Genomic DNA, 26178 nt, shown 5'->3' on the forward strand with positions numbered 1-26178 from the left:
AAAAGTTTTTATCCGAATAGGGATGATAGTCCTCCTGCTATTTCTTCTTCGCTTGGTCCTTTCTTTTCTTCTTCCTTCTTTTCTTCTTTCTTCTCCTCTTTTGCCGGTGCAGCTTGTGCTTGAGCTGGTGCTGCTGCAGCTACTGGCATTGCGGCTGCATTCTTTAATACTTCATCAATATTTACTTCCTTTAATGCTGCAACTACTGCTTTTACTCTTACTTCATCCACATTTACTCCTGCGGCAGTTAATACGTTCTTTAAATTGTCTTCTGTTATATCTTTTTTAGCTGAGTGTAGTAACAAACTTGCGTATATGTATTCCATTTTTAATCATCTTCATCTTATTAAGAGGAATTTAAAAGCTTTGTTAACCGAATAGGGATGATAGTCCTCCTGCTATTTCTTCTTCGCTTGGTCCTTTCTTTTCTTCTTCCTTCTTTTCTTCTTTCTTCTCCTCTTTTGCCGGTGCAGTGGTCTGCTGTGCAGTTGGTATTTGTATTCCTAGATCAACTTTCCCACTTATCGCTCCAGCTAAAGCATATGCTTTAGCTAATGCTGCCGAGAATACTGCTTGGGCAGATTCTGGTGTTATATAGCCAGATTCTCCAGCCAAAGCCATGGCATTTCTGTAAGCTTTTCCTAAGGTTATCTTGAGTATCTCTGGTTCTGGATATGCTATTTCTACTCCTAATGCCAACGCGTTCTTATAAGATTCTAGGATTTGTGATTTGTAGTCATCTAATTTTAATTCTAGTTGCTCTCCTGGAATAATTAAATTATCATGATATGCAACTTTTAGCCTTAATTTCACATATACTGGCATTATTCCTAGCTTTTGCAATACTGGAACAATTTCTGGTGGAATTGGTTGCCCGGGCTCTGCTACTACTGTATCCTTTGTTATCGTAATTTTTCCATCTTGAACTCTGGTTGGAATCTTTAATTTACCAAATACGCTTATCATAGGTCCTGCAGGTATTCCAGTATCTCCTGCAGGTATTACCACTTCTTCGTCTGCCTTATCTCCAGGTAAGGCATACCTCTTTAATTTGAATTTTGACAACATTAAAGATATCTCAAATGGATTTTTATTACTGAAAATAAATGCATTAGTACCAGTCAAATATTGTTCAATTTTACTTACATCTATTCCGCTTTCCTTAGCGGCTCTCTCGAAGAGTCTATTTTTAGATACTTTTATCTCCATTACGTCTCTAAATTTCTTCCTTATTTCGTGAAGTTTATCTGTAGGAAAGCCGTCTAGGCTAGCTATTATAACTGTCTTATACTGTTTTATTTTCTCCTTGAGTTCTTTTACTTCTTCGATTTTCCATTGAGGAATTTTATGTTGTTTAACGGTTAAGCTCATTTTTTATCACTTAAGTTTAATTTCTACTGGTTTACCCATTGTAGTTTTCACATATATAGCTCTTATTATCGAAGGTGACCTTATTTTACCTTCTATTGCTGTTAATACTGCGTTAGCGTTTTCAGCTAAATCTTCTGGTTTTTGATCTTCCGTGCCTATGAATATTTGAGTATGAGGTTGATCTTTTGTCTTAACTATTGTGGTGTGTTTAAATCTTATAATATATTCTGCGACATCTGATGTAGAAGGTAAAGGAGTCGGAAACTTACCTCTTGGTCCTAAAGCTGGACCTAATATCCTTCCAGCTAAGGCCATTGATTCAGAAGAGATTAAGAACCAGTCATTTTGTCTTGCGTACTTCTTAATTATTCTTTTTTGACCCATAAGTTTTTGTAACTCTTCCTTAGTTAATATTACATTTGGTTCCGCTTTCTTTGCAGATTCTAATTGTTCGAAAGATGGAATAACTAGAACTTTCTTAACTTTAGATGGGACTTTAGGCAAAACTACCATTTCCCTAAGTTTTACGTCTCCTTTTTTCATGTCAACATCTTTAAAAGTTACTATTAAGTCTACGCTTTGAGTGAATTTTCTTTTAGGATTATTTTTCTCTGATAATGCCTCTTTTAACCCCTCTATTAGATTATCTTTTGGAACTATCATGACTATTACGCCTTGTTCCACTTTTCCTCATATTTTGAAAAAAGTTCGTCATATTTTCCTTCGTCTATCTCATTTATAAGCTCTTTTGGATCCTTTTTATCTACTGTTAAGCCAATCTGCCTAGCAGTTCCTAGTATTGACTTTACTGCAGCCTTAAGAGTTTTTGCAGTAAGGGATGGTTTCTTTGTTATTGCAACATCTATAATATCCTCTAAGCTAACGTTTCCGATTTTTTTATGCGCTGGATCTCCGGAAGGTGCTTCAGCACCTGCTTTTTTAAGTAATAGAGAAGAAGTTGTGGGTATACCTACCGATATTTCAAATTCCTTTGTATCTAGGTCAACATCTATTGTTACTGGTACTGTCATTCCCTTAAATTGTGCAGTAGCTTCGTTTATCTTTTTAACTACCTCACCTACGTTTAATTTTAATTGAGATAGTGTTGGTCCTAAAGGTGGTCCAGGTTTAACATTACCACCTTCTACTACTATTTTTATGGTTTTCTTGGGCATGAATTCATCACCTTAAGTTTTTTTCACGGGTTTAACTTGATCTACGGGTATAGTTACTTGTAATGGGAAAGCGGATTCTAAAATATTTAACACTACCTCTCCCTTTCCTTCAGTAACTTTTACAACTTGAGCTTGCATTCCTCTAAATGGACCAGAAACTACTTCTACTAGGTCTCCTTCCTTTATTGTTGGACCAGTAACTTTCTTAGACACCATCTTTACTATATCGTCTTTAGGTACTAGTCCTTGAGCTATTCCTCTAACGTGTCTTATGCCAGCGATTAGTAACTTAACTACGTGGGGCCCAGAAGCTTCAACTATTACATAACCTTTAAGACCAGGAGGTACAATTATTGAATATATTTCTGGAATATTATTAGTTTTAGCTCTCTCCTCAAGCATAAGCCCTACGCTGACTTCTTGTCCTCCAGTAACTTTTACTGCATAATAGTTTCTGATCTTTGACTCCATTAACTCACCTCAGATTATAAACGCCAAGACTAATTGTATCAAGTAAGCTAAAAGTCCTACGAAAGCCATTACTATAAGTGTTACCTTTAAGTACATGCTAAAAGTATCTTTATCTGGCTTTTTAGCGACAGTTGTTATTCTTTTCCAATCCTCTGGCAATTTCTTTATTCTTTCTAGTATATTCATACACTCATATTTTAGGATTGAGTAAATTAACTTTAACTAAAAATTCTCTCGATAAACCAATCTACACTAAAAGGAATTAAATCGTCATAATTCTGTCCAGTTCCTAAGAAGATTACTGGTTTTTTTAATTCGTACGCTAAAGATAAAACAACTCCGCCTTTTGCGTCAGCGTCAACTTTTGTTAATATTACACCGTCATAATCTACGACGTTCTCAAAATATTTTGCTTGCTCTAGCGCGTCGTTGCCTGCCAATGCGTCTATTACTAATAACTTTAAGTTAGGTTTTGAGATTCTTACTATTCTTTTCAATTCCTCTGTTAAATCCTTATCAACATGCATTCTTCCTGCAGTATCAATAAGGACTACGTCTATTCCCCTACTTTTTGCTGCTTGAATTGCGTCAAAGGCTACAGATGCAGGATCTCCACCATATTTACCTTTAACTAGTGGTATTTCCAGTTTTTGGCAATGTATTGCAAGCTGTTCTTGAGCTGCTGCTCTAAAAGTGTCGGAAGCGGAGACTATTACTTTGAGTCCGGCTTTTTTTAACATATATGCAACTTTTGCAATAGTTGTAGTTTTACCTACTCCATTAACTCCGAAGAACATTATAACATAGGGTTTGGGAGATCTTTTAATTTCCTCTATTAGATTTCTTTCAAATCTGTTTTTCTCTAAAATTTCTGTTATAGAATTTTTTAATGATTTTTTTACTAACTCATCTAAATCTTCACTTCTGTTTACTTTTTTACCTATCAACGATGATTTAAGATCCTCTAGGATTTTATCAGTAACTTCTAGGCTAACATCACTTTCTAATAATTCTATTCTAAGTTCTTCAATAATATCATCAACGTCGTCTTCTTTTATTTCTCTATATTTAAAGATATTGAAGATATTCAGCTTACTACCTATACCTACTTTTTCCTTAGTTGGAGATTCTTCCTTCTTTCCGCTCGTTTCGTTCTTTATTTCTTCTATCTTATTTTGTTCATTAGACTTCTGTTCAAGCTGCGAAGAAGGCTGTTGAGCTTCTTGCGTTACAGGTTTAGAATTTGATAAAGTCGGTTGTTGTTCTTCAGATTTTTCTTCTCCTTTTTGTCTAAGTTTTTCTGTAAAGGAAGAAAAAGCCTTTTTTAACTTTTCGAAACAAATTATTCACCTTTTTGTTGAGCTTGCGCTTGAATCTGGTTTAATATATCTATTATTTGGTCATATGCCGCTTTACTCTCTGCAAGCTTCTTATCTAGTCCTGCTGATGCTTCTTTTAGCTCGTTTTCCCTGTCATCTAAAATTTTTAATGCTGTATCCATATCAACCTCTACATAATATGACAAGCCTAAATAAACTAAAACTTTTTGGGGCGGTTGATTATTAATCTTAAACATAAGGTATCCTTTCTTATCCGATGATACTAGCATTTCTTGTTGAGTTTTTAGTTCTTGTATAGAAGCTTTAGCGGCTTCAATTGAAGCTACAGAATCTAGTATTTCTGCCCTAGCTGCCGAGAGATCATCTATTTGTTTCTTTAAGAGTTGAGCTTGTGCTAATAAGTCATCTAAAGATATTACTACTTTATTCTCTTGCTGATCGGACATGATTTATCACATTAAAATAATCTTGTCTAGCTTAGCAATATCTTTTATTCTCCTATCTGGAACTTCGTCCAACGGAATTTCCTTAATTTCTTCGATCTTGATATTATGTCTCTTTATTTTATTTTTACTTCCAAAATATGCATAAATGTACTCTGCAGCCTGTTTTTCATTTAATGCTCTAACAAATTTTATAAATTTCTGCCTTGTTGGGAATCTACTTTCGTTGAATAGTGCAGTACCTTTTACCATGTAAACTTTAATCTCCTCCATCTCACTCACCTAAAGCTTTCTGAATTCTTAAAATCTCTGGTCCAGTAGTAGATGAACCAACTAATATTCCTTTATCATTTGCCACTAGGCCGCTTCTAACAAAGGCACTACCGAAATTTACCGTGCCTATATCTATGTTAATTTTGAATAGTTTAGATAGTTCCTTTATTTCATCGTCGGTGGCATCTATGTGTACAATTCCACCTTTATCTGTGACAACGCCTACTGATCCTACAACAGATACATGTGCAATTCTACCTTTTTTAATTTCGTCAACCTGTAATGCTTCTTTAATTTGCTTGACTTCTGCGTCTGAAAATTCAGGATAAACTAATGCAGCATTATCGTTTGTTAATATTACATTTCCAAGTGCTGTGGTCTTCAAGTTTAATACTTCTACTCTTATGTCTTTAGCAAGTTCTTTTACAATTTTTAATTCGTCGTCTCTAATATTTTTAGGAAGAAGAAGCGCTTTATTATTACCTGTCATAAAAATTCCTATTAAAAAACTATCTGCTATTGTGGTTTCTATAATTTCTGTACCTAAATTTTCTTGGATAATCCTTTTAGTTTCATTATCTAGATTTTTTGGAACAAAAGTATATTTATCGTTAGAAAATATGTATACTCCTATATTATCAGTTCCAAATATGCTTAATCTCTGTATATTCATTCACTCTTAATTGCAAGCTTTACTAAATATGTTTTTTCATCTAATTTGCTTACTACTACTCTTATTCTACTTTTTATCTTATCATATCCGTTAGTGGATAATGACTTTACTACCAATGGGTCTATCAGTACTCTATCTGCCCCAAAATGCCTGATTATTTTACTTCTAATTTCCTTTAATGCTCTCCCTAGCCTGTTAGTCCTCTTGCCTGTAGCTATCTTTCTTAAGTTAATTACCATTTCAAAATTATCCTTCTCTTTCATGCCTTTACACCTTTAGACTATTTCTTCTCCAGTTTCTTCTAAGAGGATTTATTCTTACTTTTCCATTAGTTTTTAATATAACCCATGCTGGGATAGCTGAGTTTGATTTTAGAGCCTTAGCCAATCTTAATTTTTTAGCTAAAGGTTTAGTTGTACTCATTTCCAACCCCTTTCTTTAATTTGAATCTTATAATCTCTTTTATTTTGTTCCGCTACTTGAGCTAAGATTTCCTTTAGCTCGTCGTCAGTTATAGGAATCTTAATTCTTCCTGCTTGTGCAAGTGCTATCAATTGGTTTTCTAAAGATTCAGCTAGCTCTGGCTTTACTAGCTTTACGTTATTTAGCCTTTGCCTTGCTTCTGGTGTTAAAATAACTCTAAGCAAGGCCTCTTTTTGTTTCTCATATTCTTCTCTTTTTCTTCTTTCTTCTAATGCTCTTCTACTTTCTTCTTCAGCTCTTCTGGCTAGTAAATTTTGTAACTCAGGATCATATTCATCTTCTGACATAGAACATCACTATTCTAAGTACTTTTTCAAAGAAGGATTATTTTCCACCAAACCTTTAAAGATTTCGTATGATAATTTATCTAATAATGATCTTCCCTTTGGTGAAAGACTTCTACCATTTTTAGTTTTAATTACTAGACCAGCCTTTTCTAACTGTTGGAATATTAATCTATTAGCGTGACCAGGAGCCTTTACTGTGTGTGGGGGCTTAGTTCCTCTTCTTTTTAGTCCGCTATATATTGTCCTAGAAGTGTTAACTCCAAAGGGTTCTTTATACAATTTCCTAAGTAAAGATGCAGCTCTAACATACCACCAGTTTTCTAAATCGTCCGGAACTCTTTCCTTGTAGCTTGCAGTCTTTGCAAAAAATGCCCACTCTGGAGGCTGTACTTCCTTAACGTTTTCTTTTATATAGTTTGCTAACTTATCTATTAGCAAATTTGGAGGTACCATATCAGCTGTAATCATGTCTATTTCAGTGCTATCTTTAAGGTTTAAAAATTAACTTTAGATTAGAGATAACTATGAAGTTCTATACAGCAACAGAGGAAGAAATTTTGAGCGGTAAGATAACAGATATTTATTTTGATAGAACTATAAAAACACTAGAACATCTGGGCATAAATAACGTGGAAGTGAGAATGGAATTTCATTCTTATGGACTTCCTAAAGGGTATAGTTGGGCAGTATTTACAGGATTAGAAGAAGCCCTTAAGTTACTTGAAGGAAAACCGGTTACAGTATATGCTATGCCAGAAGGGACATTATTTAAAGAAATAGAGCCAGTAATGATAATTGAAGGAAATTATCTTGATTTCGGAGTATACGAGACAGCTTTATTGGGGATACTAAGACATGAAAGCAGTATTGCAACAAAAGCTGCAAGGATAAAGAAACTTGCTCAAGATAAAACTGTATTATTTTTTGGGCTTAGAGCTCTTCATCCAGCAATAGCTCCTATGGCCGATAGAGCTGCTTATATAGGTGGCTCCGATGGGATTTCTGGAGCATTCGATAAGGAAATTTTCGACATAGAACCTTCTGGAACTATGCCACATGCATTAATGCTTTCGGTAGGAGACAACGAGAAGGCTTGGAAAGCGTTTGACGAAGCAATGGACGAAAAAGTACCAAGAATCGCGTTAGTAGATACTTTCGAAGATGAAAGGACTGAGGCATTAAAAGCTGCTAAGTTACTCGGTAAAAGATTAGCAGGCGTTAGGCTAGATACTCCTTCAAGTAGACGTGGAAATTTTAGAAAGATTGTACAAGAAGTTAGGTGGACTCTTAATATTAATGGTTTCTCACACGTTAAAATATTTGTAAGCGGCGGTATAGATGAAGATGACGTAGTAGAATTAAGAGATTATGTAGATGGGTTCGGAGTAGGAACTAGTATTTCAATGCCTCCTAGTATAGATCTAAGTGCTGATATTGTTGAGAAGAAAATCGATGGAAAGTGGGTACCATATACTAAAAGAGGCAAATGGCCTGGAGCTAAACAAGTATATAGATGCAGCGGGTTTAATGATGTAATAACTTTACTAGAGGATAAACCGATAGAAGGCTGTAAGCCGTTGCTAGTTAAATACATGGAAAATGGGAAAATAATAAGAGACTTACCAAGCTTAAAGGAAATAAGAAACTATGTACTTGGGCAATTAAAGGAAGTCCAAACGCTATAACTTTTTATTCTATAACTATTTCCTTTAAATTTTCAATACTTCTATTGAAAGCTATTTCAGCTATTGGCTCCATTCTTCTTATAGCATTATATAACCTTAAGTTTAAGCTTCTAAATACGACGGTAACTCTAGTTGAATTATTTTTCTCAATTTTTTCCTCAGCCATTAACGCTTCTGTCATAAGAACTCTTCTTAGAGTCCTTAGCTCTTCTAATACTTCATTAACAAGCTTTAGATCTTCTTTATTTAATACTTTTACTACATGATCTATAACTACTGCTGTTTGATCGACTATCATATCTATTTTATCCCACGATACTTTCAGTACTTCCAAATCCTCTGGATGTAATGAAAGTAAATCGGATGCGGCTTCACTTATTTCGTCTGCTGCTTCTTCTATTGCTTTCATTAAAATTCTATTTCCTATTATTTGGATTCTCTTTACTCCTATCATATAGGCTAAGCTCCTATTTACCTGAGCTAATAGTAATTGTCTTAATGATAAGTAATAAAGTCTATCTACTTCCTTTTCTAATTCTAGTACCTCTTGTAAAAATGTTCTACTAGCTTCTTTAATCCCTAAATTCAAGTAATGTAACATTTGCTTTAATGTGTTACTTAATCTGCTAACTAAGCTAGCCATACTATACTTTGTTGGATCTAAAAATGATTGTATCTGCAAATTAGTAAGATCTTGTGATACAATTTCTAACCCTATTAAGCTTCTCACTGTATCTTTAACTTTCCTTAATACATCCTCATTAAATGGCCCGTCTGTAGACTCTATTGTGATTTTATCAAATCCTAAAATATATAAGCTATAGATTATTCTACTTATCAGTTCTGGGCTCACGTTAGTTTTTATTTCTATTTTCATTTCTTTACTGCTTCCTTCAGTTTTCAGATTAGGCGGATAAACCTTTAGGCTTCCATCCTCATCAACTTCTAAGTAAATACTTTCTCCTGGGTTTAAACCAACTTCCTTAACCCAGTCTGCGGGTAATGATACCATTAATGTCGATTTACCGAATTTTTGTACTCTTCTAACTTCCATTTTACTCAACTATATATTACTAGACATATAAAAGTAATTTAAATCTTTTCTATACGACTTTAATGGTTGGTATATAACCGAATTCTTTTATATAGATCTTTTTCTCACCTCTAGAAGGTATAATTCTTATACCGTATGGTCTTTTCTTTACGAATTGAATAGCCATTGCATCCTTGATAATATTCTTATATAATTCCTTATCCTCTTCTATTCCTACCATATCCAATCCTGCTGCGCACGAGAATGTCATACTTAGTAATTGTGAAAGCGTTAAAGATTCCTCCTCAACGCGTTTAGATAATATAGTATCTTCACCTACTGGTAGCATAACTTCAGAATAACCTATCGGTGATACTTTAGCTTCCCATGCACTTGAGAATAATTCTCTATTAAGCTCGCCTACTGTCCATATGTGTCCTCTATTAAAGATCTTTTTCCCGCTTCTCTCTTCAATTAATCCTCCAACACTTTCCTCTCCCCAAGGAGAAAGCGAAATGTCTATTCCTATGTATTTTAATCCAGTTTTACTCTCAATAATTTTTCCTAATGCATCAGCTTTTTCTAAACTTTGTACAGCTTTTCTTTCCTTGAAATCATTAACGTAAAGTAAAGATAGTGCGAAGGAGTCTCTAGCTACGTCTGCAGTAGAAGTTGGAAAATAAGGTGTTAAAAGGAAGTAATCATTAATAAGTATTCCAAATCTTGAAGCTTCTGAAGGTTCTAGCCTTGTTATAAGATTTACAATTTCGTCAACATAAGAAGGTGACGTTAATAATACATTCGCATATATATTTTCTCCTGCCGAGAGCGCATCTTTAACTTGACTTAATCTTTTGTCCTTATCCTTTATACTTATTAAGCTAAAAATTATTGAATTATCAACTACTAAATCTAGAAGTTTCGAAAATTCTATATTAGGATTAGTCTCAGGAAAGCTTATTCTCTTGGTTAGTATATCTTCTTCTTTAATGAAATTTAATTTGTTAGCAATAGATAAAATTTTATCTTTATTTATATCAGCTACGAAAGCCGTTACGGCTCTTATTTTCATGGCTAAATATACTTTGCTCGTTTTTATAACCTTTAATCATGTTATACTATCTATGGCAAAATTAACAATATTACTTGCGGATAATAGTATGGATAAATTCTATCATGGATTAGTTATAGCTATAGGGGGCAAAACATTAAATTGGGACGTCAAATTTTTTGTTACTTCGCAAGCAGTGATTCTATTTACAAAAGAGATGAAAGGTAAATCTAAGCTTAAAATGGGATTTTTTGCAAGACTTTTTATTAGCTTTCAAATGAAGAGAATGAATATTCCAGATACATCTAAATTACTAATGGAGGCAATAAAAGAAGGTGTTGAGTTCTACGTGGATGAAGCGGGGTTAAAATTGGCGGGTTTCTCTAAGTCTGATTTACTAGATGGAATAAAATTGTCCGATACTATATCCTTTTTAGAGGAGGCAAAAACTTCAGACGTGGTGATTACGTTATGAAGGAAATAAATTCTGATGGAATATGCCCAGTAGTTTTACTTGAAATTTATAGGGAATGGAAATCTTTAAAGGAAGGCGAAGAGGAAGACGTGATAATAAGAACTCCGTGGGAAGCTTCCGTTCAAGCTTTAGAAAAATGGTGTAATGAAACTGGAAATATATTTTTAAGTTATGAAAAGCAAGGAAATAAAATAGTGATTAGGTTAAAATTAAAGAAATAAAAAAGAAACTCTTTTATACGTTATATTAGAATAGATTAGTAGGTAGATGCGTATTGTGTCAAAAGACCTTCACGTATTTGAAGACCCTATAGAATTGTTAGAAAACATGTGGCCAACTCCACTTTTAAAATTAAAAATAGGAGAAGATGTTTGGGCAAAGCTAGAATTCTATAATCCTTTTAGTCACAGTATAAAAGATAGAACTGCATGGTTTCTCTTTAGACAAGCATTAGAAAATAATGCCAATGAAATAGTTGAAGCAACATCTGGTAATCTAGGCATAGCACTTGCCTCACTTTCTGCAATATTTAATAAGAAATTTACTTCTTTTATTCCTGCTAAGGCTCCTCAAAGCTTCAAAGTTATGATGAAAATTCTAGGAGCACAAGTTATACAAGCTGGAAAATCCACCACAGAGTTATTACCATTAGTAAAACAATACTCAAAAAATACTGGAGCCGTACATTTAGACCAATTTAGAAATCCATTAAATTACATGACTCATTATTATACGACTGCTAAGGAAATAGATGAACAATTAGAGTATCTAAATAAGAAACCCCAACGCATAATAGCCACAGCAGGCACTGGAGGTCATCTAACTGGAATAGCTAAATACTTCAAGGAAAAATATGGTAGTGATGTAGAAATTATAGGAGTTCAACCTGCAGAAGGAGAAAGAATTCCTGGAATCAAAAGACAAGACGAAAATAGCTTTATAGGACTAGTTAAAATTGATAAGATGATTGATATAACCAGGAAGGAAGCAGTAGAGGGAATAGTAGATATTGCTAGAAGTAGTGGAATTCTAATAGGTATAAGTGCAGGAGCTACTGTAGCAGCGTATAAGAAACTTGCTGATGATAAGACTACCGTATTAGTGTTTCCAGATGATGCGTTTAAATACTTTATGGAATTAGAAGATATAGATTCTAAAATATGAAGTTTGAAGATGTGATAAAATCTCTATACTTACAGAGTAAGTTAATCAAGCTTGAAGAAAAAGAGTACGTTATTAAATGTTATTCTACAAGTGCAGGAATTAAATGGTATTTTATTTCATCATTTTTTAAATCATATCCTTATGCTTCAAGTCCTCGAGAGCGAATGAATAGAGAGATTGATTTTTTTACTAGAAAATGGGATGGAATAGGAACTCCAAAAATTATAGATATGGATTATGATACTAACTGTATAATGAGAGATTATATAAAAGGAAGACCTATAGAAACAGAAGAAGATTTTCTTATGCTTGGCAAGGCTTTCAAAATAATTCATGAAAATGGGTTATCATTAGGAGATACAAAAATGGAAAATTTTATTGTAAATGAAAAGATTTATGTTATAGATGCAGAACAAGCTATTCAAACTAAGGAAGAAAAATACTTTGCATGGGATATTTTAGTTTTTCTTCTTTTCCTAAGTTATAAATATATAAATGATTTAAAAAACTTTGAGAAAATGGCTAGAGTATTTTTAAACTCTTATAAGCCTACTCAAAAGGAGATATCTTATATTCTTGATATAAGAAATATAGGGATATTAACTTTATTCCCACCAATGTCTTTAAATTTAATCAAAAAAATTACTGCAGAACTTTAATTATTACCGAGCTATCTTTCTTTAAAATCTTCATTATACTTTCGTTTATTCTTGCTCCACAAGCAGGACATCTATAGAAATATCTAACTTCTCTTCCTTCACTGTTACTTTCAGTTTCTGCCATGAATTCCATCCTTATTCCGCACTTAGGGCAAAGTACTTCTTTCATCTAGTTTATTAAGGTTAAAAACAATTTAAAAGTAATGAAGGACAGATTTGGAAGAGACCTTGAAGACTTAAGAATTACTCTTACTCATGCATGTAATTTTTCTTGTTTTTTCTGTCATATGGAAGGTGAAGGGAGCGAAATTTTATCAGGATTACCTTTACGCGATATATTACTTGTAGCCAAGGCTTCTAAAGATTTTGGGATAAAATACATAAAATTAACGGGAGGAGAACCTACTTTACGAAGAGATTTAATAGAGATCGTTAAAAGCTTGAAATCTTTGGGTTTTGAAATTTCCATGACTACTAATGGCGTTCTGCTTCCTAAACTAGCTACTAAATTAAAAGAAGCGGGATTATCTAGAGTCAACATTAGTCTTCACGCATTAGATAGGAAAACTTTTAAGAAAATTACTGGAGTTGACGCTCTGGATAAGGTTTTAGAAGGGATAAAATCTGCTATTAATGCTAATCTTAGACCTGTAAAACTAAATTTTGTTGTAAATAAAATAAATATTAATGAAGTAAAAGAGATCATAGATTTTTCAGAGAAACTAGGAATAGACGAATTACATTTAATAGAAATGCATCCTGTAGGGTTAGGCAAATCTTCGTTTTCATATCACGAGAACTTAAATATAATAGAGGATTATCTAAAGAAGAATTCAACAAAAGTAACAATAAGGAATAAGCATTTTAGACCTAGGTATTATTTAAATTCTGGCTTAGTAGTAGAGGTAGTAAAACCTTATGCTAATCCAATATTCTGTGCTGGATGCAATAGAATAAGACTTACAGTAGATGGCAAGTTAAAAACATGTTTATATAGAGAAGATAAGGTAATCGATATTTCTGGAATACTTAAATCGGGCTTGTCAGAAGACGATAAATTAGAACTGATAAAAGAGGCATTTAAGTTAGCGATAGCTATTAGAGAGCCGAATTTTAAATATACATTATGAGAGTCAAAAAGCTTGAAGAGCTCTCTCAAAAATATAATAATTCATGTGTAATAATAAGTGGGGATCCTAATGTTTATTATTTTACTAATTATAAAGGATCTGGTACTATAATATATTGTGACGGAGTCGCTACACTTTTAGTACCTCTATTAGAGGAGAATAGAGCCAGAGAAATAAGCGGGTTAGACGTTAAAATATATTACCCAAGTAATATAGCTAATGGGATTCTTGTAGGTTCTTTATCAGATATTTTACCTAAGCTAATTACTAAGAGTACTGTAGCATTAGATATTAACTGGTCTACCGTTAGTATTTATAAGCTTTTATCCTCAAAATATAATTTAATTGATATCTCAAAGGACATTTCTGAAATGCGTAGTATAAAGGACGATGAAGAATTGGAAAAAATAAAGAAAGCTGGAGAAATAACTTCAGAAGCAATGAAGGTTAGTATGGAGAAAATTCTAGAAGGTGAAATAACTGAAAAACAGCTATCCGGGATAATAGATTATACTATGAAAGCCAGTGGCGCAGAAGATTACGCTTTTCCTTCAATAGTAGCATCAGGTAAAAATTCCTCTTTCCCTCATCATATTCCTACAGATAAGAAAATCCTAGAAAATGATAATGTAGTTGTAGATATAGGAGCAAAATTTGATGGATATTGTTTTGACAGCACTAGAACATTTAATATCAAAGGCGAAATAAGGAAAATCTATGAGATAGTTTTAGAGGCACAATTAGAGGCAATAGATGCAGTAACTTCTGGAGTAAATGCTTCAGAAATAGATAAGACTGCAAGAAAAGTTATTGAAAAATATGGATATGGAAGATATTTTGTTCATTCTACTGGTCACGGAGTTGGTATAGAAGTTCATGAATCTCCTTATATATCGTTTAATTCTAACGATGTACTAAAGAAAAACATGGTAATAACTGTAGAGCCCGGCATATACATTAAAGATAAGTTCGGAGTACGGATAGAGGATACATTAATAGTAACAAACGGTAAACCCGAGGTTTTAGAAACTACTTATAAGCTTTTGTAAGGTTTTTTATAAAAACTATTTAATTAGCAGAGTCTCAGAATACTAATTGGCATGGAAACATCAATATCTCAAGAAAAATTGGTAGAAGAAATTGCAAAAAGAGTAAGAGAAATACTAGAACTTTTAGGGGAAGATCCAAACAGAGAAGGTTTAAGAGAAACGCCAGAGAGAGTTGCAAGAGCTTTAATAGAAATGACTTCTGGTCTAAGAAGTCCACCGCCTAAAATAAAAGTATTTAATGCTAAAGATATAGACGAAGATATAACTGAAGATGAAAACGGAGATCAAGTAATTCTAATTAGAGATATACAATTCTCTTCCCTTTGTGAGCATCATCTCTTACCGTTTATAGGGAGGATTCATGTTGCTTATGTTGCTAACGATGATGGCAAAGTTGCCGGATTTAGCAAAATAATAAGAATAGTTAACTATTATTCAGCAAGACCTCAGATCCAAGAGAGATTAGTTTCTCAGATAGCTGATGCAATAATGAATAGCGAAATAAAACCAAAGGGAGTTATGGTAATTGGTAATGGCACTCACATGTGTGCTTATGTGAGAGGAGTAAAAGATAAAGAGGCCAAGCTAGTTTCAGTAGCAACTAGAGGAGTCTTTAAGACAAATAGGGCATTAGTTAATCAAGTATTTAGATTATTAGATACTACGCATGAAAGAAGTTTAAGATTATAAGAAAGAAGAAAACTTTAAGTTTAATAAAGTGTTTTTTAAATTTTTAGTAATGAAAGGAAGAGATAGAATTCTTAGTATTCTTAAAGAGAGAGGATCATTACCTCAAACTGAGTTAGTTAAGATTTCTGGAATGTCAAAGAGTAGAGTATCTGAAATACTTAATGAATTAGAAAAAGAAGGAATAATATTCAGGAAACAATTAGTTGGAAAAAATCTTATAGTATCGTTAAATAAAACGAAATTTCTCAGGCTAGGAATTATAAATGCTGCTGAATATCCTTTTATTATCCCATTTATAAAAAAACTTAGAGAAAAAGGAGTAGAAGTTGAAGTAAAAATTTACGATAACGGTCTTCAAGTTACTAAAGATTTAGTCCTAGGTAAAATAGACATGGGATTTTCACCAGTTATTTCGCAAATAATATTTTCAAAGATATTTGATATAAAAATTATAGCAGGAGGTGCAAAGGGCGGTGCAGGGATAGTAGGCGAATCGTGCAATATAGGTTCTACAGTAATGTCTAGTATGGAAACATGGACTCTGGCAGAAGTAAGGAATGCTAATATAATTCCTTTTAATTCTCCACAAGAGTTAGTTAAAAATTTTGAAACAAGAAAAGTTCCAGCAATAGCTATTTGGGAACCTTATTTATCTATACTTGAGTCTAAAGGGCATAAAGTAACTCATGTATTTGAACCAAATCACTGTTGTACATTAGCTATAAGAAGCTCTTTAGAAGATGAGGAAAAAATAAAAGAGATATATGAAGACGCATTTTCCTGGTTTTTATCTTCAAAAGATAGATGGATTTCGGATTATTCCAATTTATTAGGTGAGGATTACAATATAATGAAGAAAGCGTCAGAAAGATATTACTTCGATAGTTATTTAGATTTAAAAGAAGTTTACAAAAATTTGAAAAAAATGAATATATATATTCCGGCTTAAGAATCTAGATAATAGTATAATTCCATTGGATGCGGATACATTTGTAGAGTCTTTGCTTCTTCTCTCTTTAAGTCGATATATGTATCAAGTATTGATGAATTGAATACTGGCTTTAAGAATTCTTTATCGCTCTCTAGTTCATCTAATGCTTCATCTAATGATCTCGGCAATTCTTTGATTCCTAATTGCTTTCTCTTTTCTGGAGTTAAATGATAAATATTCTCATCTACTGGATCTCCTGGATCTATTTTCTTATTTACTCCATCTAATGCAGCCATTAATATTGCAGCAAACGCCAAGTATGGATTGCACGAAGGATCTGGTGCACGGTATTCTATTCTCTTTGCTTTCTCTATTCCCTTATAATACGAAGGTACTCTAATTATTGCGCTTCTATTAGATTTGCTCCAAGCAATGTATACTGGTGCCTCAAATCCGGGGACTAATCTTCTATAACTATTAACAGATGCTGAAACTATTGCCGATAATGCTCTTGCATGATGCAATATTCCTCCAATTACATATCTTCCTGTCTGACTTATTTCAGCATATTCATCATTAGGATCGTACATTAGATTCTTTTTGCCATCGGCAGTCCATAAACTGAAATGAGTATGCATTCCTGTTCCATTGTCTCCAAACATTGGTTTTGGCATGAAAGTTGCTACCATGCCATGTTTTGCCGCTACGTTCTTTACAACGTATTTTAGAGTTTGTACTTTGTCCGCAGTATCTGCTAATGTGGAGAATCTAAAGTCTATTTCTCCTTGTCCTCCAGTAGCTACCTCATGATGAGTTGCCTCAATTGTGAATCCAAAATATTTAACTAGAGTTTCTACGGCTTCCAGTCTTACATCCATTAGTTGATCTACTGGCGGGGCTGGATAGTAACCTTCTTTATATCTAATTAAGAATCCTCCACTATTTTGCCATGGAGCTTCCCTAGCAATAATTTTATATCCAGTTCCTCTTTGAGGAGTGGCTACATCAAGATCTATTTTATCGAAAATAAAGAATTCCATTTCTGGTCCAAAGAAGGAAGTATAACCTTGTGATAACTGGTATTTTTCAGCTTCCTCTGCTATAAATCTAGGATCTCTTTCAAATCTTCCTTTTCCTCCACCCCAGAATACTTTAGTAATAACTCTTGCAACTCCAGGAGTCCACGGAATTAATGTCATTGTTTCTGGTACCGGTAAAAGCACCATATCGCTTTCGTAAATCATTGTAAAACCTTTTATGCTACTTCCGTCAAGTTTTCCAAAGCCTGTCTTTACAGTATTCTCATCAAACTCATTTGCTGGAATTGTTATATGATGTAATCTTCCTGGCACGTCTGTGAATTGCAAATCTACCCATTCAATTTTATTATCTTTTAAGAACTTTAACATGTCTTCTGGACTTGATGGCATGAATCGAGTTCTGTTAAAGAGTATATAAGCTTTTATTGTAATTCGTATATAAAGTTTTTAGATGACAAAATAAATTTATAATTACTTTTCATGACTATTGAAAAGTTTAAGTAATATCTTTTAAAAAATTTTTAACAATTTTCCATCTTCCATGCGTAAGTGAGAATTTGCGAATTGCGAATCATTTATGTCTTGAGTAGTAAATATCAATTCTATGGAATTTTTACGCAATATCTCAATAATTCTTTCTATGAAATCTTCCTTGTTATTAATGTTAGAGAACGCCTCGTCTATGAGTATAACCTTAGGTTTGGCAATAATAGCAGTAATTATTGAAACTCTTTCTCTTTGGCCTAGGCTCAGTTTGTCCACTTTTTCATCTAATGAGATTCCGTCTAATAGATCTTTGTACTTCTCATCAAGTTCGTTAATGTCATATTTAATTTTCCTAATTTTGGCTCCCCACATTAAGTGGGATTTAACTTTAAGTCCAGGAATATAAGAGTCTGGAGTTATTATAACAGTTCCTCGCTTTTCAGGTGGAAGTTTTGTTACATCTACGTTGTTAATTTTAACATAACCTTCATCGATATTCAAAAATCCTGCTAAACTTCTCAAAAAAGTAGTTTTTCCACTACCGTTTTTTCCAGTAATACATACTATTCCTTGTTCTTTGATTTGAGCATTAAGATAAAAATTGCCTAGCTTTTTTACTACTTTAGCTTCAATTGTCATGGTATATATTTTTTAATAGTATCCTCTAAAGTATTTTCATCGACTGCTCCAACTAGAGAATCCTTTAATTGTCCATCAACGAAAATTAGTGTAGTTGGTATATTAAGAACATTATATTTATCTGCAAGCTTCTGGTTTTCATCAACGTTAAGCCTTCCAAAGAATGCTTTATCCTTATATTTTTCTGCAATTTTCTTAAATATTGGCTCATATAAATGGCAGGGAGCACACCAGTCAGCCCAACAGTCAATTACCACAACTTTATTTTTAGAAAGAATTTCGTCAAATTTATCTTCACTAACACTTTCTGGCTCATATTTCGGTGATTTTATACTTTCTGCCCTTTTCTGTAACTTCTCAGCAATCTCCTTTATTAACGACTCAATTTCGCTCAATTTTATCCACTATATATACTTTCTTTAGCCTCTTATAAAATGCAACTCTTTGGTTAACATAATTAAGTAATTCGTCTTCAAGACCTTTTTTATACTCTTTAACTATAACTTTAGCCACAGGTTGAGTACCTAGATTTCCAGCGTCTTCACCGTAAACATATGCTTCCTTTACTAATGGATGAGAGAGTAAAATTTCCTCTAAATCTCTAGGGAAAATCGGATACCCCTTATATTTTAGCATTCTCTTTTTCACACCTTTAAAATAAAGTAATCCTTTTTCATCCATGCTAACTAAATCTCCAGTTTTTAGCCATTCTCCTTCAAATACTCTTCTAGTTTCTTCCTCATCTTTGTATCCTAACATAAGCCATGGAGCTTTTACCCATAATTCTCCAGTTTCTCCAATTTTTGCCTCTTCTCCATTATCCTTAACGACTTTTACTTCAGCATTAGGTAAAGGTTTACCTATGCTTATTACTTGAGAAAATTCAGGAGGCTGATAAGTTATTACTAATCCTTCTGTAAATCCATATTGTTGTACTATATCCTTATTAAATCTCTCCTTGAAAGCCTTTATTGTTGATGGGAATAACGGTGCTGCTGTACTAATACATAGTCTTAAACTATCTAGATTACCTTCTTTCTCTTTAGCTAATGCGTCGTAAACCATAGGTACTGTTGCTAAATAGTTTATTGAGAACTTATCTATTGCGGATATTGTTTCTTTAGGATCAAATTTTCTCAAAATGTACATAAATCCACCTGCTTCCAAAGTTATTCCTAAAACGCTGTTACCCAGTACATGAGCCAATGGTACAGTTAATATACTAGAGATATCCTTAACTCCTAAGGCCTTATAAAGGGATGCAGAATTTAATTCAACTCTTTCTGCACTGTGCAATACTTGCATAGTCCTTCCCGCTATTCCAGCATAATAATAAATCAAGCCAACCTCATCTTCTCTATATTCATATGGTGAAGTTTGCTCATAACTGCCATTGGCGGAGTCTATTATCACTTTATAGTCCTTTAATACGTTCTTTTCCCTTTCGTATACTTCATGATCAGTGAAAACTAATGAAGGCTGAGAATCTTCTAAAATGAATTTTAAATCTTCTGCTGAGGTTAAGGGATCTATTGCTACTACTTTTCCTCCGGCCCAGTAAACGCTTAAATAATTTATTACAGATTTAGTTGAGTTAAACATTATATGCGCAACCGTTTCACCAGGAGAGATTAATGATGCAGTTCTTCTAACTTCATCAACAACTTGTTGGTATGTTAAACTTCTATCTCCTCCTAAAAATGTCTTGGAAGGATTTTTCTTATACCACTCATAAAGGACTGTTGCTAAGCTCATGAGTAACCGTTTTAAACTTATAAAAAGGGTCTAAAAAATAATGAGGCTTATAGGTCTTTCAAGGATTCATATTACATTATTTGACCTCGAAGGTAAGTACGGTAGATTAGACGGAGGGATGGGAGTAGCATTAAAATATCCTAGGATAGTTATCAAGACTGGCGAATGTGAAGAAATTAACATAGATGGAGTTCCTAAGGAGAAGTTTTGCATAGAAGAGGACTATCCAGCTCACGTAGGTTTAGGGCATACGACACAGTATTTATTATCGATAACAAGGTATGCGTTCGAGAAGAATTTCCAAAGAAAGACCTCTGTAGAGTTAGCCAAGTTGATTAAAAGAGGTTCAACTTCTGGTATAGGTGTATACGCATTCGAATACGGCGGATTTATTGTAGATGGAGGTCATTCATTAAAAGTTAAGAAAGAAGCCTTACCTTCAGATTTTTCCACAGCTCCTCCGCCACCGCTTTTACTTAGGGTAGATTTTCCTTGGTATATTTATGTAAACATTCCAGAAGGCAGGAGAATCTTTGGTAAAGAAGAATTGACCGCATTTAAAAATGCCAAGCTTGAAGGATTAGATACTTTAGCTAGAGTAGTCCTCATGGAATTTATTCCTTCTGTCATAGAAAAGGACTTAGAAAACGTGCTGGACGCGCTCGATAGAATACAAAATCTAGGTTTTAAAAAGATTGAGGTATCTTTGCAAACGGATAAGGTGAGAGAACTTATGAAAAAACTTAAGAGCAAAGGCTTCCCTAGCGGAATATCATCCTTTGGTCCAGCAATCTATACGTTTGTCAATTCTAGAAGAGAAGGAGAAGAACTAGTTTCTACATTTGGTGGATTTTTAACAGAGCCGAATAATAAGGGGGCTAAGGTAGTTTGGAATTAGATTATGATGAGTTTGTCATAGAAGAGCTTAGAAAAGTGTATGGGAGAAGCCTGAATAGCTTTCTCGATTCTATTAAAAGACCAAATTCAAGGCTTTACGTTAGGGTTAATACGTTAAAGACTACAGTGGACGAAGTTTTACAATCGATGCATGGATTTAAAAAAGACGAAGATTTTCCTGAGGCTATCTATGCTGAAGTTAAAGGTCCTAATAAGTTAGAAAGTTTAGACTCTAAGGTTATTGTAGATAAGAAAACTGCTGAGAGCGTAATGCTGGGAGCGGATGTTTACCCACCAGGGATTAAGAAGATAATGGCAAATGAAGGTAATGCTGTAGAAGTAGTAAGTGAAAACGGAATAACAGTAGCTAACGGAGAGTTAGTAAGGTTACCTGGAGGAAAATTTATGGTTAAGGTTTATAATTCTTTGTATTCTTCACCAAAGTTAGCAGATACAAAGGAAATAAAAGAAGGTAAAATTTACGTTCAAGGTAAAGCTTCAATGCATGTAGCTAGGATAATAGATCCTCAGCCTGGAGAGTTTATAGTAGATATGACCGCTGCTCCTGGAGGCAAATTATCGCATATTTACCAACTAGAGCCAAGAGCAAGAATTATAGGATTTGACCATACATATAAAAAAGTTGAAAAAATGAAACAGTTGTTTAAGAAAATGAACGTAAACGTTCAAGTATTTGTTCACGATTCCAGGTATTTAAGTGAGCTAGGAATAAAAGATGTGGATAAGGTGCTTATAGATCCTCCATGCTCTGCTCTAGGATTAAGACCTAAAGTTTATGATAAAAAGACCAAAACGGATTTAATAAACCTTCACGCATATCAAAAGCAATTCTTGAATTCTGCGTATGAGATTCTAAAGAAAGGTGGAGAGGTTATTTACTCTACGTGTACCGTTACTGAAATAGAGAATGAAGAAGTAGTTAATGACCCTAGATTTGATATAGAATATATGATAAGATTTCATCCTCAAATACACGATATGACCGGGTTTTTTATAGCCAAGTTGAAGAAGAAATAATGTATGCCTATAGAAGATTTCATGGGCAAAAAGCCAAGAGTTTCTAAGAACGTTTTCTTACATCCTACAGCTTATATAATTGGCGATGTTGAAATAGGGGAAATGAGTAGTGTATGGCATTATGTTGTCATAAGAGGGGATAACGATTCCATAAGTATAGGTAAAGAATCTAACATTCAAGAAAATTCAACAATACATACAGACCCAGGGTTTAAAGTTGAAATAGGAGATAAAGTTACAGTAGGACATAACGCAGTTATACATGGAGCCAAAGTTTCATCAAACGTCATCATTGGTATAGGTTCTATTTTACTTAATGGTTCAAAAGTAGGCGAATATAGCATAGTTGGAGCAGGAAGCGTAGTACCGCCAAACGCTGAAATTCCCCCTTATAGTGTAGCAATGGGAGTTCCAGCTAAGGTAGTAAGAAAAATAAGAGAGGAAGAAATTAAAATGATAGAAGATAATGCGTATGAATATGTTTTACATGTAAAGAGGTTTCTGAACAATGAATCGTGATATAAAGGCAATTAGATGGTTCATAAAAACGCAACTATTAAAAGATCCGTTTAATCCTGGGTATGCGACTTTTAAGGTTACTTCAAGGTGCAACTTGCACTGCACTTTTTGTAATCCTGAATATTATAACGGTGAGCTAGGCGAAGGAAGTACAGAAACGATAAAGAAGATAATTGATAATTTGAGAGATTCATCAATAGTAGTACTTTCATTTGAAGGCGGAGAACCTACTATTAGAAAAGATATTCTAGATTTACTAGAGTACGCTCATGACGGCTCATTTTACGTAATGTTAACTACAAATGGATATAGATTGAATGAGGACGAATTCTTAACCAAACTTGCAGATAGAATAGATTTCCTTCATTATTCAATAGACGAATATCATTGGAACGTCAAAGCCTTAGATACATTATGCAAATTTAGACAATATGGAATAAAGGTTAATGTGCAAACGGTAGTAACTAGATATAACTTGAATAAGTTGGAGGATAAAATCAAGAAAGTTAGAGAATGTAACTACAAAATCCTTGTTTTACCTGCAGTAGATTATCCGAATGCAAAGGTAAAACTTGCACCAGATCCTGAACAGCTCTATAACGTACTTTCAGAACTTAAAAAGAAATATTCTTCTACTCTCAATAATTCTTGGGGATTTATTAAAGCATTAAAAGGTGAATATCCAAAGAGGTTAGTAAGCTATGCAATAACAATTTATCCTAATGGTGATCTGCCTTATCCTGACGATATAAATGGAGAAATTGTAGGAAACTTAAGCAAAGAGAGGCTTAATGATATTCTGAAATCTCCAAGAGTTAAGGAGCTTCAGAGAAAAATGTTGGAAAACCAAGCAAAATTTGAATATTTACATTTACAGACCGCATCATTTAATAGCTTAAGAGATTTAGCAGAATATGTAAAAGATATGGCTAAATGGAGATTTACAGGAAAGGCTTAAGTGGTATTTTCTTCAAACACTTTTTTATATGCCTGCATTAAGTCCTCTAGAACTAAGTGAGTATATATTTGTGTAGTCTTAATGTCTTTATGACCTAGCAATCTTTGTACTGCTGGTAAAGGTAAACCTTTCCTTATAGCAATAGTTGCGAATGTATGTCTTAATATATGTGGCCTTAACCCCTTAATTCCGGCTCTTTCTCCTAGTCTTTTAATTAACTTGTAAAGTGCTTGATATGTCATAGGAAAGAGTCTCTCAGAACTTCCTTGTTTAGCTAAGTACTTTCTTAACAATTTTTCAGTTTCCTCAGTAAAGAATACTATCCTTTCTTCTCCATTCTTTGTTTCCCTAACTCTTATCATTCTATTCTTTAGATCTATATCTTCAACCCTAAGCGAGAGCAATTCCTTAGATCTTAATCCAGTATCTAAGAATAAGCGTAAAATTAACTTATCTCTAAGCCTTCTTGTTGCCTCTAAAAGCCTTTTTATATCGTCTTCGTTTAAGGCCCTAATCTCTTTTCTTCTTGCTCTTGGAATTACTGGATTAACGTTTATCCCAATCCACTTTAAAAATCTTCTTACTGCAATAACATAATTCCTTAAAGTTACGCTTCTTGCCCTTTTCATTTCTGTCCCTTTTATTTTTCCTTCTTTAGACATCAAGTGGATTATCCATCTATTAACGTCTTCAGAAGTTACGCTTTTGGGGTCTTTCTTAATAAATTCTAGAAAGTCTTTTACCGCAGTAGAGTAAAGCTTTACTGTTCCCTCTCCTGCTTCAGCTGCTTTTAATGCTATAATAAAAGCATCTAAATAATTTCCGTCAGAAGGAGGGCTACCAAGTTGTAATTTCACAATAAAAAATAATCTTAGAGGGAATAAAAGGGGGGTAACTAAATATTACCAAATATAATCTATCCCTACTTTATCTAGACTTTTTAGCCATTCAATGAATTTTTTCACATTCTCTCCTTGAAATATTGAACCATGTTGTGGTGCAATAATTTTTATATCAAGCCCTTTAATTTGCTCTAACCAATGGTCTATGGCCTTTTTACTTACTATGTATCTTCTGTGGAAAGGTTCCATGTACTTTACGTGTTCATCAAAATTCTCTACAAATAAATACCATTTTCCTGCAGGAAACACTGCAGCTCCTAAATCTCCAGAGAAGTAAATCTTAGATATTGGATCATAGTAGTGGAAATTGCCTACTGAATGCATAAAGTGCGCTGGGACAGCTTTAATCTCAGATTTCCCAAATTTTATGCTCATCCCTTGATCCGGTATATCGATTATTCTACCTCCAGCTTCAAATCCCAAATGGGGAAGGAATCTCTCCCAGAGCGCTGAAACATAAATTTTAGCATTAGGTGCAACGTCTAACCATAAGTTAAGTGAGCCTATAACATCAGGATCTTGGTGAGAGAATAAGAGATACTTAATATTTTCTGGCTTTATAAATTCCTTAACGTTCTCATAAACTCTCTCAAAAACAAAATACCCCCCGGGATCTAATAATGCACCTTCGTCTCCATCAACTATAAGATATTGGTTTGTCAGTATTCCTTTTTCATGTTCTGACTCGTCCAATCCTAACCAAACAAATTTATGATCTCCTTCCTCGTATAGTACGTAAGGTTTATGAACTTTTAGATTAACTGACATTTTTTATCACCTTTCTTGTTCCAAAACTTCTAATATTCTTGGAGATATTCCTACATAGACGTGAATCTTAAATTCTCCAGAAAGATGATTAAGATCATCCTCGTTAAACGAATCCTTACCATCTTTTAGAATGTATATGCCTTTTAACTCACCATTAAGGAATAATAATCTAAATGTTGACGAACCTGAGCCACTTATGTAAATTAAAGGATAATTTGCAAAATCACTTATTATTCCTTCTACATAACTAAGGACTTCCCCTTCTTTTAAGGTAATGTCTTCAGTTTTAGCTAACTTTGATTTCATTATTAGTTTTGATATCGACGAAATTTTAGATAGAGATAACGAGAAATTTTTACTGCCTACGGTTTGTTGTTCAACTTCTGGAAGCTTTGATAGTTCGTTCTTTATACCATTAGAAATTTCTTCCAGAATCTTATGTAATCCTTTACCAACAATCCATTCTTTCTCTCCAGAATAACTTACTGATAATTTTACTCCACTCTTTCCTTCTGCAGATATTATTATTTTTATCTCATTTCCTTTTTTATCTGTTAATTTATATTCTACAATACCGCTTCCTATAAATGAAGGTTCTACAACAAATTCTCCTTCGAACGAAAATAGTAAAAACCTTGTGAATTTTAACTTTACTACGTTGTTTTCAATACCTACTACATTAGGTAAAACTGAAATAATATTTGAGGGATTTTTTGCCCATGCTATGATTGCATTAGACCTCTTATCTTCAATATCCATAGTTTCAATTTTCATGAGAAACTTTATCCTCAAT

Annotated in this window: 37 protein-coding genes; 13 read left to right on the top strand and 24 right to left on the bottom strand. The window is 33.5% G+C overall.

Annotated elements, in window-relative coordinates; genetic code table 11:
- Window positions 1-8: 8 nt before the first annotated feature.
- From rpl12p to D1867_RS01760, 14 genes are read right to left on the bottom strand one after another with little or no spacing between them, the layout of a single operon-like run.
- The gene (gene rpl12p / locus D1867_RS01695) at window positions 9-326 is read right to left on the bottom strand and encodes a 50S ribosomal protein P1 (protein ID WP_013776097.1); all 318 of its coding nucleotides are present in this window, start codon (window positions 324-326) and stop codon (window positions 9-11) included.
- Window positions 327-369: 43 nt separating this feature from the next.
- Window positions 370-1371 (bottom strand): 50S ribosomal protein L10, encoded by a 1002-nt coding sequence (locus D1867_RS01700; protein WP_155862538.1) that lies wholly within the window; start codon window positions 1369-1371, stop codon window positions 370-372.
- A gap of 6 nt (window positions 1372-1377) precedes the next feature.
- Window positions 1378-2034 carry a 50S ribosomal protein L1 gene (locus tag D1867_RS01705; RefSeq protein ID WP_155862539.1) on the bottom strand — a complete coding sequence of 219 codons (657 nt, stop codon included), beginning with the start codon at window positions 2032-2034 and terminating at the stop codon, window positions 1378-1380.
- A gap of 5 nt (window positions 2035-2039) precedes the next feature.
- On the bottom strand, window positions 2040-2546 hold the full coding sequence (locus D1867_RS01710; RefSeq protein ID WP_155862540.1) for a 50S ribosomal protein L11: 507 nt from the start codon (window positions 2544-2546) through the stop codon (window positions 2040-2042).
- 12 nt (window positions 2547-2558) lie between these two features.
- Window positions 2559-3017 (bottom strand): transcription elongation factor Spt5, encoded by a 459-nt coding sequence (locus tag D1867_RS01715; protein WP_152940907.1) that lies wholly within the window; start codon window positions 3015-3017, stop codon window positions 2559-2561.
- 9 nt (window positions 3018-3026) lie between these two features.
- Complete coding sequence (locus D1867_RS01720) at window positions 3027-3203, bottom strand: protein translocase SEC61 complex subunit gamma (RefSeq protein ID WP_155862541.1); 177 nt, start codon at window positions 3201-3203, stop codon at window positions 3027-3029.
- Window positions 3204-3235: 32 nt separating this feature from the next.
- Window positions 3236-4363, bottom strand: a complete 1128-nt coding sequence (gene ftsY, locus D1867_RS01725) for a signal recognition particle-docking protein FtsY (RefSeq protein ID WP_373468329.1) — start codon at window positions 4361-4363, stop codon at window positions 3236-3238.
- The gene (gene pfdA, locus D1867_RS01730; protein WP_155862542.1) at window positions 4360-4803 is read right to left on the bottom strand and encodes a prefoldin subunit alpha; all 444 of its coding nucleotides are present in this window, start codon (window positions 4801-4803) and stop codon (window positions 4360-4362) included. The genes ftsY and pfdA overlap by 4 nt, the downstream gene beginning before the upstream one ends.
- Before the next feature lie 6 nt (window positions 4804-4809).
- The gene (rpl18a, locus tag D1867_RS01735; protein ID WP_155862543.1) at window positions 4810-5073 is read right to left on the bottom strand and encodes a 50S ribosomal protein L18Ae; all 264 of its coding nucleotides are present in this window, start codon (window positions 5071-5073) and stop codon (window positions 4810-4812) included.
- 1 nt (window position 5074) lies between these two features.
- Window positions 5075-5746 (bottom strand): translation initiation factor IF-6, encoded by a 672-nt coding sequence (locus D1867_RS01740; RefSeq protein WP_155862544.1) that lies wholly within the window; start codon window positions 5744-5746, stop codon window positions 5075-5077.
- Entirely contained in the window at window positions 5743-6009 is a 267-nt protein-coding gene (locus D1867_RS01745) for a 50S ribosomal protein L31e (RefSeq protein ID WP_155862545.1), read from the bottom strand. Before D1867_RS01745 ends, D1867_RS01740 begins: the two co-directional genes overlap by 4 nt.
- A 4-nt stretch (window positions 6010-6013) precedes the next feature.
- The gene (locus D1867_RS01750) at window positions 6014-6169 is read right to left on the bottom strand and encodes a 50S ribosomal protein L39e (protein WP_013776086.1); all 156 of its coding nucleotides are present in this window, start codon (window positions 6167-6169) and stop codon (window positions 6014-6016) included.
- Window positions 6166-6516 carry a DNA-binding protein gene (locus D1867_RS01755; RefSeq protein WP_155862546.1) on the bottom strand — a complete coding sequence of 117 codons (351 nt, stop codon included), beginning with the start codon at window positions 6514-6516 and terminating at the stop codon, window positions 6166-6168. The genes D1867_RS01750 and D1867_RS01755 overlap by 4 nt, the downstream gene beginning before the upstream one ends.
- Window positions 6517-6525: 9 nt before the next feature.
- Window positions 6526-6984 (bottom strand): 30S ribosomal protein S19e, encoded by a 459-nt coding sequence (locus tag D1867_RS01760; RefSeq protein WP_155862547.1) that lies wholly within the window; start codon window positions 6982-6984, stop codon window positions 6526-6528.
- A 56-nt stretch (window positions 6985-7040) separates the two neighbouring features.
- On the opposite strand from D1867_RS01760, the gene D1867_RS01765 reads away from it, so the two are divergent.
- A complete protein-coding gene (locus D1867_RS01765; RefSeq protein ID WP_155862548.1) occupies window positions 7041-8201 on the top strand; it encodes a nicotinate phosphoribosyltransferase in 1161 nt (386 codons plus the stop codon).
- A gap of 4 nt (window positions 8202-8205) precedes the next feature.
- Here D1867_RS01765 and D1867_RS01770 read toward each other — a convergent pair whose 3' ends face one another.
- The gene (locus tag D1867_RS01770; RefSeq protein WP_155862549.1) at window positions 8206-9255 is read right to left on the bottom strand and encodes a phosphate signaling complex PhoU family protein; all 1050 of its coding nucleotides are present in this window, start codon (window positions 9253-9255) and stop codon (window positions 8206-8208) included.
- A 49-nt stretch (window positions 9256-9304) separates the two neighbouring features.
- Window positions 9305-10306 carry a DUF711 family protein gene (locus tag D1867_RS01775; protein WP_155862550.1) on the bottom strand — a complete coding sequence of 334 codons (1002 nt, stop codon included), beginning with the start codon at window positions 10304-10306 and terminating at the stop codon, window positions 9305-9307.
- Between the two features lie 52 nt (window positions 10307-10358).
- Between D1867_RS01775 and D1867_RS01780 the strand changes: the two genes are divergently transcribed.
- The 4 genes from D1867_RS01780 to D1867_RS01795 are packed head-to-tail and all read left to right on the top strand — an operon-like array spanning window position 10359 to window position 12583.
- Complete coding sequence (locus tag D1867_RS01780; RefSeq protein ID WP_155862551.1) at window positions 10359-10760, top strand: DsrE family protein; 402 nt, start codon at window positions 10359-10361, stop codon at window positions 10758-10760.
- Window positions 10757-10981, top strand: coding sequence for a sulfurtransferase TusA family protein (locus tag D1867_RS01785; RefSeq protein WP_155862552.1), 225 nt, complete (start codon window positions 10757-10759; stop codon window positions 10979-10981). The genes D1867_RS01780 and D1867_RS01785 overlap by 4 nt, the downstream gene beginning before the upstream one ends.
- A 55-nt stretch (window positions 10982-11036) precedes the next feature.
- The gene (locus D1867_RS01790) at window positions 11037-11924 is read left to right on the top strand and encodes a cysteine synthase family protein (RefSeq protein WP_338077923.1); all 888 of its coding nucleotides are present in this window, start codon (window positions 11037-11039) and stop codon (window positions 11922-11924) included.
- Complete coding sequence (locus D1867_RS01795; RefSeq protein ID WP_155862554.1) at window positions 11921-12583, top strand: BUD32 family EKC/KEOPS complex subunit; 663 nt, start codon at window positions 11921-11923, stop codon at window positions 12581-12583. The genes D1867_RS01790 and D1867_RS01795 overlap by 4 nt, the downstream gene beginning before the upstream one ends.
- Here D1867_RS01795 and D1867_RS01800 read toward each other — a convergent pair.
- Window positions 12567-12752 (bottom strand): zinc ribbon domain-containing protein, encoded by a 186-nt coding sequence (locus tag D1867_RS01800; protein ID WP_155862555.1) that lies wholly within the window; start codon window positions 12750-12752, stop codon window positions 12567-12569. The two genes, D1867_RS01795 and D1867_RS01800, sit on opposite strands and share 17 nt — an antisense overlap.
- Before the next feature lie 34 nt (window positions 12753-12786).
- Between D1867_RS01800 and moaA the strand changes: the two genes are divergently transcribed.
- The 4 genes from moaA to D1867_RS01820 are packed head-to-tail and all read left to right on the top strand — an operon-like array spanning window position 12787 to window position 16401.
- Window positions 12787-13713, top strand: coding sequence for a GTP 3',8-cyclase MoaA (gene moaA, locus D1867_RS01805; RefSeq protein WP_155862556.1), 927 nt, complete (start codon window positions 12787-12789; stop codon window positions 13711-13713).
- Entirely contained in the window at window positions 13707-14762 is a 1056-nt protein-coding gene (locus D1867_RS01810) for a M24 family metallopeptidase (RefSeq protein WP_338078081.1), read from the top strand. Before moaA ends, D1867_RS01810 begins: the two co-directional genes overlap by 7 nt.
- 51 nt (window positions 14763-14813) lie before the next feature.
- Window positions 14814-15452, top strand: coding sequence for a GTP cyclohydrolase I FolE (folE, locus tag D1867_RS01815; RefSeq protein WP_155862558.1), 639 nt, complete (start codon window positions 14814-14816; stop codon window positions 15450-15452).
- 49 nt (window positions 15453-15501) lie between these two features.
- Window positions 15502-16401, top strand: coding sequence for a DUF7343 domain-containing protein (locus tag D1867_RS01820; RefSeq protein WP_155862559.1), 900 nt, complete (start codon window positions 15502-15504; stop codon window positions 16399-16401).
- Here D1867_RS01820 and glnA read toward each other — a convergent pair.
- The 4 genes from glnA to D1867_RS01840 all read right to left on the bottom strand — a co-directional run bounded on the left by glnA (window position 16398) and on the right by D1867_RS01840 (window position 20303).
- Window positions 16398-17813: a type I glutamate--ammonia ligase gene (gene glnA / locus D1867_RS01825; protein WP_155862560.1), complete on the bottom strand. Its 1416-nt coding sequence runs from the start codon at window positions 17811-17813 to the stop codon at window positions 16398-16400. The genes D1867_RS01820 and glnA overlap by 4 nt on opposite strands.
- Window positions 17814-17933: 120 nt before the next feature.
- Complete coding sequence (locus tag D1867_RS01830) at window positions 17934-18548, bottom strand: ATP-binding cassette domain-containing protein (RefSeq protein WP_155862561.1); 615 nt, start codon at window positions 18546-18548, stop codon at window positions 17934-17936.
- A complete protein-coding gene (gene trxA / locus D1867_RS01835; RefSeq protein WP_155862562.1) occupies window positions 18545-18943 on the bottom strand; it encodes a thioredoxin in 399 nt (132 codons plus the stop codon). The genes D1867_RS01830 and trxA overlap by 4 nt, the downstream gene beginning before the upstream one ends.
- A complete protein-coding gene (locus tag D1867_RS01840; protein WP_155862563.1) occupies window positions 18930-20303 on the bottom strand; it encodes a class I adenylate-forming enzyme family protein in 1374 nt (457 codons plus the stop codon). The genes trxA and D1867_RS01840 overlap by 14 nt, the downstream gene beginning before the upstream one ends.
- A 37-nt stretch (window positions 20304-20340) precedes the next feature.
- Here D1867_RS01840 and D1867_RS01845 point away from each other — a divergent pair, with 37 nt between their 5' ends.
- Genes D1867_RS01845 through D1867_RS01860 form a run of 4 tightly spaced genes read left to right on the top strand, consistent with a single transcriptional unit; the run spans window position 20341 to window position 23715 of the window.
- Entirely contained in the window at window positions 20341-21201 is an 861-nt protein-coding gene (locus D1867_RS01845; RefSeq protein ID WP_338078082.1) for a beta-ribofuranosylaminobenzene 5'-phosphate synthase family protein, read from the top strand.
- The gene (locus D1867_RS01850; protein WP_155862565.1) at window positions 21192-22238 is read left to right on the top strand and encodes an RsmB/NOP family class I SAM-dependent RNA methyltransferase; all 1047 of its coding nucleotides are present in this window, start codon (window positions 21192-21194) and stop codon (window positions 22236-22238) included. Before D1867_RS01845 ends, D1867_RS01850 begins: the two co-directional genes overlap by 10 nt.
- A 3-nt stretch (window positions 22239-22241) precedes the next feature.
- Window positions 22242-22757, top strand: a complete 516-nt coding sequence (locus D1867_RS01855; RefSeq protein ID WP_155862566.1) for a gamma carbonic anhydrase family protein — start codon at window positions 22242-22244, stop codon at window positions 22755-22757.
- Window positions 22747-23715, top strand: a complete 969-nt coding sequence (locus D1867_RS01860) for a radical SAM/SPASM domain-containing protein (protein WP_155862567.1) — start codon at window positions 22747-22749, stop codon at window positions 23713-23715. Before D1867_RS01855 ends, D1867_RS01860 begins: the two co-directional genes overlap by 11 nt.
- On the opposite strand, the gene xerA is transcribed toward D1867_RS01860, so the two are convergent.
- From xerA to D1867_RS01875, 3 genes are read right to left on the bottom strand one after another with little or no spacing between them, the layout of a single operon-like run.
- On the bottom strand, window positions 23712-24572 hold the full coding sequence (xerA, locus tag D1867_RS01865; protein ID WP_338077924.1) for a site-specific tyrosine recombinase/integron integrase: 861 nt from the start codon (window positions 24570-24572) through the stop codon (window positions 23712-23714). The two genes, D1867_RS01860 and xerA, sit on opposite strands and share 4 nt — an antisense overlap.
- A 45-nt stretch (window positions 24573-24617) precedes the next feature.
- Complete coding sequence (locus D1867_RS01870; RefSeq protein ID WP_155862568.1) at window positions 24618-25385, bottom strand: oxygen-binding di-iron domain-containing protein; 768 nt, start codon at window positions 25383-25385, stop codon at window positions 24618-24620.
- 6 nt (window positions 25386-25391) lie between these two features.
- On the bottom strand, window positions 25392-26159 hold the full coding sequence (locus D1867_RS01875; protein WP_155862569.1) for a hypothetical protein: 768 nt from the start codon (window positions 26157-26159) through the stop codon (window positions 25392-25394).
- Window positions 26160-26178: the final 19 nt, after the last annotated feature.

Origin of the sequence: Acidianus infernus (assembly GCF_009729545.1) — an archaeon.
In the GTDB taxonomy this organism is placed as follows: Archaea; Thermoproteota; Thermoprotei_A; order Sulfolobales; family Sulfolobaceae; genus Acidianus; species Acidianus infernus.

Coding starts and splice junctions, on each gene's coding strand:
- rpl12p (WP_013776097.1), bottom strand. CDS start 326: ATGGAATACATATACGCAAGTTTGTTACTACACTCAGCTAAAAAAGAT.
- D1867_RS01750 (WP_013776086.1), bottom strand. CDS start 6,169: ATGAGTACAACTAAACCTTTAGCTAAAAAATTAAGATTGGCTAAGGCT.
- folE (WP_155862558.1), top strand. CDS start 14,814: ATGGAAACATCAATATCTCAAGAAAAATTGGTAGAAGAAATTGCAAAA.
- D1867_RS01855 (WP_155862566.1), top strand. CDS start 22,242: ATGCCTATAGAAGATTTCATGGGCAAAAAGCCAAGAGTTTCTAAGAAC.
- D1867_RS01820 (WP_155862559.1), top strand. CDS start 15,502: ATGAAAGGAAGAGATAGAATTCTTAGTATTCTTAAAGAGAGAGGATCA.
- moaA (WP_155862556.1), top strand. CDS start 12,787: ATGAAGGACAGATTTGGAAGAGACCTTGAAGACTTAAGAATTACTCTT.
- rpl18a (WP_155862543.1), bottom strand. CDS start 5,073: ATGGAGGAGATTAAAGTTTACATGGTAAAAGGTACTGCACTATTCAAC.
- D1867_RS01870 (WP_155862568.1), bottom strand. CDS start 25,385: ATGTCAGTTAATCTAAAAGTTCATAAACCTTACGTACTATACGAGGAA.
- D1867_RS01840 (WP_155862563.1), bottom strand. CDS start 20,303: ATGAGCTTAGCAACAGTCCTTTATGAGTGGTATAAGAAAAATCCTTCC.
- D1867_RS01710 (WP_155862540.1), bottom strand. CDS start 2,546: ATGCCCAAGAAAACCATAAAAATAGTAGTAGAAGGTGGTAATGTTAAA.
- D1867_RS01705 (WP_155862539.1), bottom strand. CDS start 2,034: ATGATAGTTCCAAAAGATAATCTAATAGAGGGGTTAAAAGAGGCATTA.
- D1867_RS01780 (WP_155862551.1), top strand. CDS start 10,359: ATGGCAAAATTAACAATATTACTTGCGGATAATAGTATGGATAAATTC.
- D1867_RS01775 (WP_155862550.1), bottom strand. CDS start 10,306: ATGAAAATAAGAGCCGTAACGGCTTTCGTAGCTGATATAAATAAAGAT.
- glnA (WP_155862560.1), bottom strand. CDS start 17,813: ATGCCATCAAGTCCAGAAGACATGTTAAAGTTCTTAAAAGATAATAAA.
- D1867_RS01720 (WP_155862541.1), bottom strand. CDS start 3,203: ATGAATATACTAGAAAGAATAAAGAAATTGCCAGAGGATTGGAAAAGA.
- D1867_RS01765 (WP_155862548.1), top strand. CDS start 7,041: ATGAAGTTCTATACAGCAACAGAGGAAGAAATTTTGAGCGGTAAGATA.
- D1867_RS01860 (WP_155862567.1), top strand. CDS start 22,747: ATGAATCGTGATATAAAGGCAATTAGATGGTTCATAAAAACGCAACTA.
- D1867_RS01760 (WP_155862547.1), bottom strand. CDS start 6,984: ATGATTACAGCTGATATGGTACCTCCAAATTTGCTAATAGATAAGTTA.
- D1867_RS01715 (WP_152940907.1), bottom strand. CDS start 3,017: ATGGAGTCAAAGATCAGAAACTATTATGCAGTAAAAGTTACTGGAGGA.
- D1867_RS01785 (WP_155862552.1), top strand. CDS start 10,757: ATGAAGGAAATAAATTCTGATGGAATATGCCCAGTAGTTTTACTTGAA.
- D1867_RS01745 (WP_155862545.1), bottom strand. CDS start 6,009: ATGAAAGAGAAGGATAATTTTGAAATGGTAATTAACTTAAGAAAGATA.
- D1867_RS01795 (WP_155862554.1), top strand. CDS start 11,921: ATGAAGTTTGAAGATGTGATAAAATCTCTATACTTACAGAGTAAGTTA.
- D1867_RS01755 (WP_155862546.1), bottom strand. CDS start 6,516: ATGTCAGAAGATGAATATGATCCTGAGTTACAAAATTTACTAGCCAGA.
- D1867_RS01875 (WP_155862569.1), bottom strand. CDS start 26,159: ATGAAAATTGAAACTATGGATATTGAAGATAAGAGGTCTAATGCAATC.
- D1867_RS01740 (WP_155862544.1), bottom strand. CDS start 5,746: ATGAATATACAGAGATTAAGCATATTTGGAACTGATAATATAGGAGTA.
- D1867_RS01800 (WP_155862555.1), bottom strand. CDS start 12,752: ATGAAAGAAGTACTTTGCCCTAAGTGCGGAATAAGGATGGAATTCATG.
- pfdA (WP_155862542.1), bottom strand. CDS start 4,803: ATGTCCGATCAGCAAGAGAATAAAGTAGTAATATCTTTAGATGACTTA.
- D1867_RS01830 (WP_155862561.1), bottom strand. CDS start 18,548: ATGACAATTGAAGCTAAAGTAGTAAAAAAGCTAGGCAATTTTTATCTT.
- D1867_RS01700 (WP_155862538.1), bottom strand. CDS start 1,371: ATGAGCTTAACCGTTAAACAACATAAAATTCCTCAATGGAAAATCGAA.
- D1867_RS01770 (WP_155862549.1), bottom strand. CDS start 9,255: ATGGAAGTTAGAAGAGTACAAAAATTCGGTAAATCGACATTAATGGTA.